Raw genomic sequence first — 10,828 nt, forward strand, 5'->3', positions numbered from 1 at the left:
ATTAGATGTTAAACTCAAACACGGAATGATTTTATATGATTAATTAATCAACAGCGAGTATGACATCATGAAAGTAGGCGTGATAGGTGCTATGGAGCAAGAAGTGACTTTACTGCGCGATCAAATTGAAGATCGCCAAACATTGTCACGAGGTGGCTGCGAAATCTATACCGGTAAACTCAACGGCGTGGAGATCGCTTTATTAAAATCCGGTATTGGTAAAGTTTCTGCTGCAATTGGTACAACTTTGCTGCTTGAACATTGTCAGCCTGATGTGATTATTAACACCGGATCAGCGGGTGGTCTTGATCCGAAGCTACAAATTGGTGATATCGTGGTATCCAGCGAAGTTCGCTATCATGATGCTGATGTTACCGCTTTTGGTTATAAACCCGGTCAGATGGCACAATGCCCCCCGGCTTTTTTAGCGGATGACCCGCTAATTGATCTGGCAGAAAAGTGTATTCATTCACTGAATCTGAACGCAGTACGTGGGCTGATTTGCAGTGGTGATGCATTTATTAATGGCGCGGAACCACTGGCACGTATCCGGGCGACTTTCCCACAAGTGACGGCGGTAGAAATGGAAGCCGCAGCAATAGGGCATGTCTGCCACCAATACAACACTCCGTTTGTGGTGGTACGTGCTATTTCGGATGTGGCGGATAAAGAATCTCATATCAGCTTTGATGAATTTATTGCCGTGGCAGCCCGCCAATCTACATTAATGGTCAACGCAATGCTGACAACGCTGAGTAAAGACAAATAATATATTACTGAAAGAATCACGCCCTGATTAATATTTTCGGGCGTGTTTGCGGGCAACATATTTCATGTTTTAAAGAGCGAACATCAATGAAATGGATAAAAAGCACGGGTTCAATTGGATTATTGCTTTTACTGTTTCTCAGTAGTTTCAGTCATTTTCTGTATGCTATTCCCTTACGGGTAATCAGTTTATCTCCATCAACCACTGAATTAGCCTATGCCGCCGGGTTAGGTGACAATCTGATTGCAGCCAGCGCCTACTCTGATTATCCCCCTCAAGCCCGTAAACTTGAGCAAGTAGCCAACTGGCAAGGCATTAATTTGGAACGAATTGTTACCCTTAAACCCGATTTGATTCTGGCATGGCGTGGCGGTAACCCCCAACGTCCATTGGAACAACTCGCTTCTTTTGGTATTAAAATCTTTTATTCCGATCCTACCACCACCGAACAGATAGCTCAGGATTTAGAACGACTCGCTGAATATAGTCCTCATCCTGAACAAGCCAACAAATCGGCGACTGAACTTCGGCAACGATTCACCGCACTGAAACAAAACCATGCCACTACAACCCCAAAACCGGTCTTTTTACAATTCGGCACTTATCCTCTATTCACTGCTTCAGGACATACCCTGCAAAGTGAAGTACTTTCAATCTGTGGCGGCAGAAATATTTTTGCCAACAGCCCCGTCCCCTGGCCTCAAGTCAGTCGTGAACAAGTACTCATCAGGAAACCTGAGATAATTGTTATTAGTGGTGGGCAGGAACAGGTCAGGCTAATTGAAAATTTCTGGCATCCACAATTGCGTGCCAAAGTGATTACATTACATGAAGATTGGTTTCATCGCGCAGGACCACGCATCATTCTGGCAGCAGAACAACTATGCCAGCAATTGAACGACAATGGTTCCTGACGAAGTAAAAGCAATTAATAGGAATATAGGAATATCCCGCGAATAGGCCATATTATATTCACAGCCCCATCGCGGGAAATCGCCTGGAATCAGATACTAAAAGAAGAACCACAACCACAGGTTGTCTTCGCATTAGGGTTCGTGACGATAAAACGTGAACCTTCCAGACCCTCGGTATAATCAACACAGCCGCCAACCAAATATTGCAGGCTCATCGGATCAACAACCAACTCCACACCCTGTTTCTCAATGGTCATATCACCTTCATTTATTTGATCATCAAAGGTAAAACCATACTGGAAGCCACTACATCCTCCACCGGTGATATAAACCCGTAAACGCAAGTTTGGGTTTTCTTCATCCGAAACCAAGATTTTCACTTTGTTAGCAGCAGCATCAGTAAACTGCAAAGGTAATGCGATATCATCGCTCATCATTTTTTACTCCAGACTGAAACCCGGCAAAAACATTCAGAAATTTGCCGATCATTAATAACTCGAATTATCCAATACCTGATTAGTTCGTTCAAGTTTTGTCATTTTGGTAACACACGAACCGCCAAAAAATTATCACACATTTGTTTACCATCAATGCTACCTTAGCGACAAATGCCGACCTTTTACAATAGCCTCAAAGGGCGGTAAGCCACCACGTATAGTTAAACCCTCCGTCAATCAATTAACGATTAAGAAAGAAAAAATATTGATTTATCATCATGATTAGTTACTTTATTGAATATTTTTCAAAGTAACCACATGGAGTTCCTATGCGAAAAATGTTGCCACTGATGCTTGCTGTCACCTTGGCAGGTTGTGCTGCTCATAGCAAACAAGTCGATATTGACAGCTATGCCTCGAAAAAAATTAATGAAATTATAGAAAATCAGGTAAAACCAGGAAATAACGATAATCCTGGTGAAATAATAAAAAACGTCTCTTATCAATTCCTGGGCACACCCTATGCCGCAAATAAACTTATTGGCTCCTCTACTGAACCTGAAAAATTAGTTATAGACTTCAACGGGCTAGACTGCTTTACTTTCCTTGACTATGTAGAATCGCTAAGGAAATCTAACGACCAAAATGATTTTGTAAAAAATCTCATCCAAACAAGATATATCGACGGAAAGATTAGCTTTTTGCAAAGAAAACACTTCTTTACAGACTGGTCAACCAGAGAAAAATTAAATGCCAAAGATGTAACAGATGAAATAAGTTCCTCTTACATAAAAATCACCAAAAGTCTAAATAAAAAGGTTGATGGTAACGAATATATCCCCGGACTGGGTGTTATCAAAAGAGATATTAAATATATTCCTGGCGATAAAGTCGATGATGCCGTTATTAAGAACCTAAAAACGGGCGATTATATTGGAATATATACGCATCTTACCGGGCTGGATGTTACACACACAGGGATTTTTATTATGACAGATCATGGCCCAATGCTGAGGAATGCATCCTCACTTGCCGCGAATAAAAAAGTTGTCGATTCGCCATTTATTGATTATGTCAAGAATAAACCCGGAATTATCGTTCTAAGAGCATTATAATCCGTGGGGCAAACGACAAACCCACTTAAAAATAGATTCAGGAGCCTTTCATGAGCCAATCCGACATCCTCTATTCTCAGGCAAAGCAACTTATTCCCGGCGGTGTCAATTCTCCGGTACGTGCATTTAACGGTGTTGGCGGCACGCCGCTGTTTATCAAACATGCTGATGGCGCTTATCTCTATGATGTTGATGGTCAAGCCTATATCGATTATGTCGGCTCTTGGGGGCCAATGGTATTGGGGCATAACCACAGCGCTATCCGTAACGCCGTTATCAAAGCCGCGGAGCAAGGATTAAGTTTTGGCGCCCCCACCGCCGCCGAAGTGGAAATGGCACAATTGGTAACTGAACTGGTGCCATCAATGGATATGGTACGCATGGTCAACTCAGGTACAGAAGCAACCATGAGTGCTATCCGGTTGGCCCGTGGCTATACCAATCGCGATAAGATCATCAAATTCGAAGGTTGCTATCACGGCCACGCTGATTGCTTGCTGGTGAAAGCGGGTTCTGGCGCATTGACCATCGGCCAACCAAATTCACCGGGGGTTCCGGTTGATTTCGTCAAACATACACTAACCTGTACCTATAACGATTTGGACTCGGTTCGGGAAGCATTTGAACAATATCCTCAAGAGATCGCCTGTATTATTGTCGAACCTGTCGCCGGTAATATGAACTGCGTGCCACCGCTACCTGAATTTTTACCCGGCTTACGCGCGCTGTGTGATGAGTTCGGTGCTTTATTGATCATCGATGAAGTAATGACCGGTTTCCGCGTCGCCCTATCCGGCGCACAATCTTATTACGATGTCGAACCTGATATAACTTGCCTTGGCAAAATCATTGGCGGAGGTATGCCCGTTGGCGCTTTCGGCGGGCGTTATGAAGTGATGGAAAAATTAGCCCCCATTGGCCCTGTTTATCAGGCAGGAACCTTATCCGGTAACCCGATTGCCATGGCTGCCGGCCTTGCTTGTCTGAAAGAAGTTTCTCAGCCCGGTGTACATCAGCGCCTGACTGAACTGACAGATAACTTGGCTGCTGGCCTGATGAAAGCAGCAAAAGTGGCCGGTATTCCTCTAGTGGTCAACCATGTCGGCGGTATGTTTGGCATTTTCTTTACCGATGAGGAAAAAGTATCTAGTTATCAGGATGTGATGAATTGCGATATTGAACGTTTTAAACATTTCTTCCACCTGATGCTTGATGAAGGAGTTTATTTAGCCCCTTCTGCATTTGAAGCGGGTTTTATGTCTATCGCTCATACTGATGAAGATATTCAACGTACTGTTAATGCTGCCGCCCGCTGCTTTGCCAAATTAAAATAATTTTTTTGCTTCAAATAACAGCGCCGTATTTCTACATTCCTACGGCGCTCTTAAACAGTCCAATCTTCGATATGCAATCCCGGTACATATTGAAAAGCACGATCATTTGTAACCAACATCATCTTCATATTTAGCGAGTGTGTTGCAATAAGTAAATCAAGTGGTGCTAATATCTTACCCTGTCTTTGCATCTCAGCCTTGATCATACCATAGTGTTCAGCAACAGAATTATCCCAAGGTAAGATATCAATCCGCATGAGAAACTCTCTTACTGCCATACGGAGTTGCTTTGCTTCTGGACGACGCGCCAATCCGAACAATAATTCACCTTCTGTAATAGCTGAAATACAAAGTGACGACATTGGCACAGATAGAACATGCTGCACGACTGAATGGTGCCCTCTGATAAAATGCCCTACTACGTTTGTATCAAGCATATAATGCTTCATTCTTCCCATCCCTCAAACGGATCACGAGATTGCTCTTGCTGACACCGTTCTCCTTCACTCAGAAAATCGTCAGGAATAGTTGTTCCCTTCAATGCCGCAAAAAATCCATCCCAATTGTGTGGCTTACGGGACAGTATTACATCTCCTGTCTCAGGATCCTTTCGGATAAAAACTTCATCAGAATCAAATCGATAAGCCGCTGGCAGACGTACCGCTTGACTCCTCCCATTCATAAACAATTTAGCTATATGCCCCATACAACCTCCTAATACTGATTGGTATATATCAAAGCATATTACAAGTGTGGGTACATCTCAAGATATAGATCAAACATGATGCTATAAAGAGCTATCGATTTAACGGTAAGTTATATACCCGTCATCTTTCAAGTTGCCTCTTTGTTGGCTGCACTCTCTCACCCCGGTCACATAGTTATCTATGCTCCCGGGGATTCGCTCCCTTGCCACCGCGATGCATCTTGAAATCAATAGGGTATAAATCCGTTGCCCTTCAAAAAAACACCCTGTTTCACTTGACCAGTACAAAGGATACAAGTATATATTTTCATAAATTTTATTTATGTATTCCGTGTTTTCAGACTCATATTCATTTATTAAATAGATATTCTGGCTTTATCAATAGGTTGAGTTTTATTTTTATCTTTTTGTTTTACATCATAATTTACTAAACCAGAAAATATGAAGGAGAGAGGATGAGCAACGTTATCAAAGAAATAAGTGATGCTAATATTGCATATGCAGCAACTTTTGGTGATGATAAAAAAAATCTTGGTTTACCGGCTGTCAGACGATTTGCCATATTGACTTGTATGGATGCCAGGCTGGACCCAGCAAAATTTGCAGGTTTATCTGAAGGTGACGCTCATATTATTCGTAACGCAGGCGGAAGAGCCAGTGATGATGCCATTCGTTCACTTATCATTTCTTACAAACTTTTCGGCACAAAAGAGTGGTTTGTCATTCATCATACTCATTGTGGGATGGAGCTTTTTACAGACAATATCATGGGCGATCTACTGGAAAACAGCCTGGAAAGTGTCATCATGACGGATGAGGGATTTAAAGATATCGGCAACGGCACAGGTTCATCCGAGGGAAAATATATCAAATGGCTTACTATTGATAATCAAGTTAATAGTTTAGTTGAAGATATTCACCGTATTCGTACTCATCCCCTTGTACCCACAAATATCGCTATATATGGGTACATCTATGATGTGAAGTCAGGAAAATTAATTGAGGTTCCTGAAGCAACAAGCATTGTAAATATAGAGTCGTGAATCAAACTTGTTGGTATACCATAATCATTGAAGATATTTGATTTACGATAGACTTGTGTGATTTACTCCCCACGCTCAATCACCAGTGATTAGCGTGGGGTTTCTTATCAGCGATTTTATACTCTGCTTATTTTACTGCTATAACCATTTAAAAATGCGAATACAGGAATATTATCCGAACAGACTGGTATTTAAATGCTTTCTCGCCATTATTTTACGAAGGAAACCCTAAAAATAACGCAATAAAAAAAATGGATAAAACGGTTAATCTGGCGGGATTTAAGCCTTGAAAAAAATTGATTATCCGTAAAGATATCTTTAATCTCATCAGGTTACTTACTGATTTATCAAGATAAAACAAAGGGTAGTAATTTATTAAAACTGCCTAGGATTTCCGGTAAAACAACGTCAGTAAAGCTAAAATCGGCTATGATTAACGTTCATTAAACGTAAAGCCACAATATGCCATAATGATTAAACTTGATAAAAAGCAGACGTTAAAAGTGGTTAAAACCATAGTTAAAAAAATGGTTGAAACTTTATACCGATTAAAACCAAGGATTAAAACCATGACTTTTAAAACAGTTTAAAACCGGCTTATTATAAAACTATCAGTGGAAAATGAAAAGACTCTGTTAATGCTTATATCCATTTTGGGAAAAAAGAAAAATAAGAACATGAGTCGTTTAATCATAAAATACATTTTCCAAAATGAAATGATTTTATTAACGTTTTCAATCTGGAGTAAACTTTGTCGTAAATAGATTAAATAGTCGTAATTAACACCCTTTATCCAAGAAAAATAATTAAGAGATTGCTCTTCAATAAAAAATTTCCTAATAAGATTTTCTTAGGCTATTTATTAACACTTCAACATTAACCACCATTATTTATATAACCCCTGTTCTCGACTAAGCTAAGGTTATATTCTCCACCCCCCTCTAACACGCAAATTAGCTAAATATAATCGCGGAAATCCTTTTCCTCTTTTTACCGGGATCCCTGTTATTTTTTAAAGCCGGGTCTGCCGTTTTTAGCTCGCCATTCTTTAATGTTTTTTGTTATTGCTTCGGGAGTACACTCACTATCAGAAGTAGCATAATAAATAATATCTGTTCCTGATGGATATTCAGTAATTTTCTCAAAATGAGATAATAATACATTTAGCTTTTCATCTGTTTTTGCAAGATTTTCTTTAAAAATTTCTTTCATAAATTCAATAAATTCAGCTTCTGTATAAAATTCTATCTTATTTTTCAGTTCCATATTATTTCTGCCCATTATTAGAATGCATTTCAACATGTCGTTTTGGTGTAACCACTTGTAGATTATCTAGATCATAAATATTTCCACCATTTTTGACCAGATCCACATGATGGGTTTCAAAAGAACACCTTTTTCCTAACATATAAACACGGATAACGGTTTATTAACCGCTATTCAATAAAAGTAGAAAAATATTCCAGAAAGCGCTTATACAATATGTTCAAAGATTAATGCATGCACCCGTAGATCAGCCAAATAGAGAAAACGAATTTCTGTATTAGGATATTGCTCACTCAGCTTATGTGTATATGAATCATATCCACCAACGATACCAATGACAGGGACTTTCTCTGGACTACCAACAGAATCAGGCTCCCCCATAAATGCTCTAACGATTGCTCTATCCATTGAGTGTAAAAATGGATAAGGCATTTCTCCACTATATACACCACTATTGTCATAGATATTGGTCAACGTGAACTGTATCGATTTTAGCTGCTTTGAGGCATCATCAAAAACAAGTCTCATACCTGATTCAGGTTTATAAAAAAATTCCTCATCCCCCTCAAACATATACTTAAATTTTCCAGCAGAAATAATTTTCTTTTCAACTAACGTATCGGCTGTTTTCCCCAGACAATTAATTAACGAATTAATATTAATCGCCATTATTCATATACCCTCTGTTCTTGGTTAAACCAATTCATTTGCAATTTATTTTTCAAACTACTCACAAGTGAATTGGCTATTAAATAAAGGTTTCCCTTTTATTATTGACTACCAACGTACTCTATTTGTAGGTAAGAACGTAACTCGACTAACTCGATCTAAAACATCATGCGATATCTGCATGCTAATTTCCGGCTTACCTTGATAGGAATAAAGATATGTCCAACCAAATTCACGTTTTAATGCTTTAAATGGCGGCGCAATTTTAGTTGGCTTTCCTAAATTATCATCTACCCATTGACGATTCATCTCCTTAGTTAAAGGATATGGTATATCGTTTGGAAAAACAAAGCTAGGACGATCAGGTATAATTAAAGTTAATGTCATCTCTATAAATACCTTAGTTTCTCGATTAAATGATAAAAAAATACCTTCTTTCGTCATATTTAAGGATATAGTTTTATCTCCAGAAAAACCTATTGGTTTAGTTTTATAAGGAATTAATCCCTCATCATAAATATCTTGGTAGGTTCTACCTAAGCTATTAATTAGCGCTTCAACATTAACCGTCATTATTTGTATAACCCCTGTTCTCGATTAAGCTAAGGTTATATTCTCCGCTCAAAAACCAATCCTCTAACACGCAAGTCAGCTAAATATAGGACACGAATATTTGTATCAGGATACATAGAGTGAAGTTTCTGGATATAGCAATCATGTCCGCCTACAACACCAATAACGGGAATTTTTGTTTCCCCTGAAGTAATATCGGGTTCCCCCATCAATGTTCTAACAGCAACTTTATCCATTGATAACGTAAATGGAGGCGGCATTTCTCCACGATATATTTCACTACTTCCTGAACTTCTAGAAGTACTAACCAATGTGAATTCAACAGACCTCAATTTTCTCGATTTATCATCGAATACCAAGATAAGGCCAGTTTCAGGTTCATAATTAAATGTTTCAACTCCTTCAAAAAGGTATTCAAATTTTTTATCAAAAATAAGTTCTTTTTCAACCAACTGTTCTGCTGTTTGACCCAAACTCTTAATTATCTTCGTAATATCTACCATTATTCATACCACCCTTTTTCTTTATTCAGTCGATGAAGTTTTTCCCGCACTTTATTCAATTGTATATCAGTATAACCATTTTCCCGTAAGCCAGGAATTTGGGCATCAAAATTACTGTCTACGGCAGCTTTCAGGTTCATAGAATCTTTTACTATTTTCTCTGGAGTATTCCGTCTACCATAGGTTTCACTGTATTTTTGATGTATTCGCTTAGGAACCGCAATGGAAATCCCCTCTTTCAAAGCATTTTTAATATCTTCTTCTTGAATCTTTTCTCCGTATGTTCTTATTAAATATTCTCTCAATGCCGCCTTAGAAGGAATATGATCAATATCCATTGCATCGTTACGGCTACGCCCCGCAAGATCATTATATTCCCCTACCTCCAGCGGTTTCACCAGCGGTTTACTCAAATACACATATACCGGTGGTATATTCGGAATAGGGAGTACCAGAATATAATCGCGGAAATCCTTCTCTTCCGGCATAGGTAACGATTCAATATCGCTGCCCACTTTATCCAAGACAAACAATTAGAAATTACACTTAACTCAAATTTTCTTAAAAGTTATATTACTCACCCTCTGATCTGTAGAATACGCAAAAATTATTTGTGTATTTTGGTACTGATCGCTCATTCGGTCAATATAAGTATCCCATCCTCCAACCATTCCAATAACTGGCAATTTAACAGCCCCCTTTGTCTTTGATGGCTCTCCTAACACAGATTTAACCTTTGTCTTATCCATTTCAGACAAAAATGGGGGTGGCATTTCACCTCTATAAATCCTCATCCTTGGCCCAGATGCAATTAGAGTAATACCGACTGAGATTAACGACCTTGATTTATCTTCAAAAACTAACGTTAATCCATCTTCTGGTATACAGAGAAATTCATCATCTCCTTCAAACAGATATTCAAATTTCTCTGTCGGGATAAGTTGTTTTTCAATTAATAAATCCGCTGTTTTCCCCAGATAATTAATTAACGAATTAATATTAATCGCCATTATTTATATACCCCCTGTTCTAGGTTAAGCTAAGGTTATATTCTCCGCTTACCCCTCTAACATGCAAATCAGCTAAATATAATCGAGAAAATCCTTTTCCTTTTTTTACCGGGATCCCTGTTATTTTTTAAAGCCGGGTTTTCCGTTTTTAGCTCGCCATTCTTTAATGTTTTTTGTTATTGCTTCGGGAGTACACTCACTATCAGAAGTAGCATAATAAATAATGTCTGTTCCTGATGGATATTCAGTAATTTTCTCAAAATGAGATAATAATACATTTAGCTTTTCATCTGTTTTTGCAAGATTTTCTTTAAAAATTTCTTTCATAAATTCAATAAATTCAGCTTCTGTATAAAATTCTATCTTATTTTTCAGTTCCATATTATTTCTGCCCATTATTAGAATGCATTTCAACATGTCGTTTTGGTGTAACCACTTGTAGATTATCTAGATCATAAATATTTCCACCATTTTTGACCAGATCCACAT

General features: G+C 38.6%; 17 protein-coding genes. 5 read left to right on the forward strand and 12 right to left on the reverse strand.

What is annotated here, in order from left to right; genetic code table 11:
• Positions 1-67 precede the first annotated feature (67 nt).
• Together mtnN and btuF are read left to right on the forward strand one after the other, a co-directional pair.
• A complete protein-coding gene (gene mtnN / locus D3222_RS14530; protein WP_118986795.1) occupies positions 68-769 on the forward strand; it encodes a 5'-methylthioadenosine/S-adenosylhomocysteine nucleosidase in 702 nt (233 codons plus the stop codon).
• 86 nt (positions 770-855) lie between these two features.
• Positions 856-1,683: a vitamin B12 ABC transporter substrate-binding protein BtuF gene (gene btuF / locus D3222_RS14535; protein ID WP_118986796.1), complete on the forward strand. Its 828-nt coding sequence runs from the start codon at positions 856-858 to the stop codon at positions 1,681-1,683.
• 89 nt (positions 1,684-1,772) lie between these two features.
• Here btuF and erpA read toward each other — a convergent pair whose 3' ends face one another.
• Positions 1,773-2,117 carry an iron-sulfur cluster insertion protein ErpA gene (gene erpA, locus D3222_RS14540; protein ID WP_036781943.1) on the reverse strand — a complete coding sequence of 115 codons (345 nt, stop codon included), beginning with the start codon at positions 2,115-2,117 and terminating at the stop codon, positions 1,773-1,775.
• Positions 2,118-2,449: 332 nt separating this feature from the next.
• On the opposite strand from erpA, the gene D3222_RS14545 reads away from it, so the two are divergent.
• Positions 2,450-3,235: a DUF1460 domain-containing protein gene (locus D3222_RS14545; RefSeq protein ID WP_118986797.1), complete on the forward strand. Its 786-nt coding sequence runs from the start codon at positions 2,450-2,452 to the stop codon at positions 3,233-3,235.
• A 50-nt stretch (positions 3,236-3,285) separates the two neighbouring features.
• Complete coding sequence (gene hemL / locus D3222_RS14550; RefSeq protein WP_118986798.1) at positions 3,286-4,569, forward strand: glutamate-1-semialdehyde 2,1-aminomutase; 1,284 nt, start codon at positions 3,286-3,288, stop codon at positions 4,567-4,569.
• 50 nt (positions 4,570-4,619) lie between these two features.
• On the opposite strand, the gene D3222_RS14555 is transcribed toward hemL, so the two are convergent.
• A complete protein-coding gene (locus tag D3222_RS14555; RefSeq protein WP_118986799.1) occupies positions 4,620-5,018 on the reverse strand; it encodes a type II toxin-antitoxin system VapC family toxin in 399 nt (132 codons plus the stop codon).
• A complete protein-coding gene (locus D3222_RS14560; RefSeq protein ID WP_036849752.1) occupies positions 5,015-5,275 on the reverse strand; it encodes an antitoxin in 261 nt (86 codons plus the stop codon). Before D3222_RS14560 ends, D3222_RS14555 begins: the two co-directional genes overlap by 4 nt.
• Positions 5,276-5,730: 455 nt before the next feature.
• On the opposite strand from D3222_RS14560, the gene D3222_RS14565 reads away from it, so the two are divergent.
• Positions 5,731-6,318: a beta-class carbonic anhydrase gene (locus D3222_RS14565; protein ID WP_118986800.1), complete on the forward strand. Its 588-nt coding sequence runs from the start codon at positions 5,731-5,733 to the stop codon at positions 6,316-6,318.
• 1,005 nt (positions 6,319-7,323) lie between these two features.
• Here D3222_RS14565 and D3222_RS14570 read toward each other — a convergent pair.
• From D3222_RS14570 to D3222_RS26765, 9 genes are all read right to left on the reverse strand, one after another.
• Positions 7,324-7,584 carry a bacteriocin immunity protein gene (locus D3222_RS14570; protein ID WP_118986801.1) on the reverse strand — a complete coding sequence of 87 codons (261 nt, stop codon included), beginning with the start codon at positions 7,582-7,584 and terminating at the stop codon, positions 7,324-7,326.
• 1 nt (position 7,585) lies between these two features.
• Positions 7,586-7,726: an HNH endonuclease signature motif containing protein gene (locus D3222_RS26760; protein WP_118986802.1), complete on the reverse strand. Its 141-nt coding sequence runs from the start codon at positions 7,724-7,726 to the stop codon at positions 7,586-7,588.
• A 65-nt stretch (positions 7,727-7,791) separates the two neighbouring features.
• Complete coding sequence (locus D3222_RS14580) at positions 7,792-8,253, reverse strand: DUF6392 family protein (protein ID WP_232832530.1); 462 nt, start codon at positions 8,251-8,253, stop codon at positions 7,792-7,794.
• Between the two features lie 108 nt (positions 8,254-8,361).
• Positions 8,362-8,826, reverse strand: coding sequence for a DUF6392 family protein (locus D3222_RS14585; protein WP_118986803.1), 465 nt, complete (start codon positions 8,824-8,826; stop codon positions 8,362-8,364).
• Positions 8,827-8,861: 35 nt separating this feature from the next.
• Positions 8,862-9,329 (reverse strand): DUF6392 family protein, encoded by a 468-nt coding sequence (locus D3222_RS14590; protein ID WP_118986804.1) that lies wholly within the window; start codon positions 9,327-9,329, stop codon positions 8,862-8,864.
• Positions 9,329-9,862: an S-type pyocin domain-containing protein gene (locus D3222_RS14595; protein ID WP_232832531.1), complete on the reverse strand. Its 534-nt coding sequence runs from the start codon at positions 9,860-9,862 to the stop codon at positions 9,329-9,331. Before D3222_RS14595 ends, D3222_RS14590 begins: the two co-directional genes overlap by 1 nt.
• An 18-nt stretch (positions 9,863-9,880) precedes the next feature.
• Positions 9,881-10,339: a DUF6392 family protein gene (locus D3222_RS14600; protein WP_232832532.1), complete on the reverse strand. Its 459-nt coding sequence runs from the start codon at positions 10,337-10,339 to the stop codon at positions 9,881-9,883.
• A 120-nt stretch (positions 10,340-10,459) separates the two neighbouring features.
• The gene (locus D3222_RS14605) at positions 10,460-10,720 is read right to left on the reverse strand and encodes a bacteriocin immunity protein (RefSeq protein WP_118986506.1); all 261 of its coding nucleotides are present in this window, start codon (positions 10,718-10,720) and stop codon (positions 10,460-10,462) included.
• A gap of 1 nt (position 10,721) precedes the next feature.
• Positions 10,722-10,826 carry a hypothetical protein gene (locus tag D3222_RS26765; RefSeq protein ID WP_369973521.1) on the reverse strand — a complete coding sequence of 35 codons (105 nt, stop codon included), beginning with the start codon at positions 10,824-10,826 and terminating at the stop codon, positions 10,722-10,724.
• Between the last annotated feature and the right edge of the window lie 2 nt (positions 10,827-10,828).

The organism is Photorhabdus sp. CRCIA-P01 (assembly GCF_003545805.1).
GTDB lineage: Bacteria > Pseudomonadota > Gammaproteobacteria > Enterobacterales > Enterobacteriaceae > Photorhabdus > Photorhabdus antumapuensis.

What these genes read in the sequence shown, in the direction of transcription:
- D3222_RS14600 (WP_232832532.1), bottom strand. Translation starts at nt 10,339, where the DNA reads ATGGCGATTAATATTAATTCGTTAATTAATTATCTGGGGAAAACAGCG.
- D3222_RS14545 (WP_118986797.1), top strand. Translation starts at nt 2,450, where the DNA reads ATGCGAAAAATGTTGCCACTGATGCTTGCTGTCACCTTGGCAGGTTGT.
- hemL (WP_118986798.1), top strand. Translation starts at nt 3,286, where the DNA reads ATGAGCCAATCCGACATCCTCTATTCTCAGGCAAAGCAACTTATTCCC.
- D3222_RS14605 (WP_118986506.1), bottom strand. Translation starts at nt 10,720, where the DNA reads ATGGAACTGAAAAATAAGATAGAATTTTATACAGAAGCTGAATTTATT.
- D3222_RS14560 (WP_036849752.1), bottom strand. Translation starts at nt 5,275, where the DNA reads ATGGGGCATATAGCTAAATTGTTTATGAATGGGAGGAGTCAAGCGGTA.
- D3222_RS14590 (WP_118986804.1), bottom strand. Translation starts at nt 9,329, where the DNA reads ATGGTAGATATTACGAAGATAATTAAGAGTTTGGGTCAAACAGCAGAA.
- mtnN (WP_118986795.1), top strand. Translation starts at nt 68, where the DNA reads ATGAAAGTAGGCGTGATAGGTGCTATGGAGCAAGAAGTGACTTTACTG.
- btuF (WP_118986796.1), top strand. Translation starts at nt 856, where the DNA reads ATGAAATGGATAAAAAGCACGGGTTCAATTGGATTATTGCTTTTACTG.
- D3222_RS14565 (WP_118986800.1), top strand. Translation starts at nt 5,731, where the DNA reads ATGAGCAACGTTATCAAAGAAATAAGTGATGCTAATATTGCATATGCA.
- D3222_RS14585 (WP_118986803.1), bottom strand. Translation starts at nt 8,826, where the DNA reads ATGACGGTTAATGTTGAAGCGCTAATTAATAGCTTAGGTAGAACCTAC.
- D3222_RS14570 (WP_118986801.1), bottom strand. Translation starts at nt 7,584, where the DNA reads ATGGAACTGAAAAATAAGATAGAATTTTATACAGAAGCTGAATTTATT.
- erpA (WP_036781943.1), bottom strand. Translation starts at nt 2,117, where the DNA reads ATGAGCGATGATATCGCATTACCTTTGCAGTTTACTGATGCTGCTGCT.
- D3222_RS26760 (WP_118986802.1), bottom strand. Translation starts at nt 7,726, where the DNA reads ATGTTAGGAAAAAGGTGTTCTTTTGAAACCCATCATGTGGATCTGGTC.
- D3222_RS14555 (WP_118986799.1), bottom strand. Translation starts at nt 5,018, where the DNA reads ATGAAGCATTATATGCTTGATACAAACGTAGTAGGGCATTTTATCAGA.
- D3222_RS14580 (WP_232832530.1), bottom strand. Translation starts at nt 8,253, where the DNA reads ATGGCGATTAATATTAATTCGTTAATTAATTGTCTGGGGAAAACAGCC.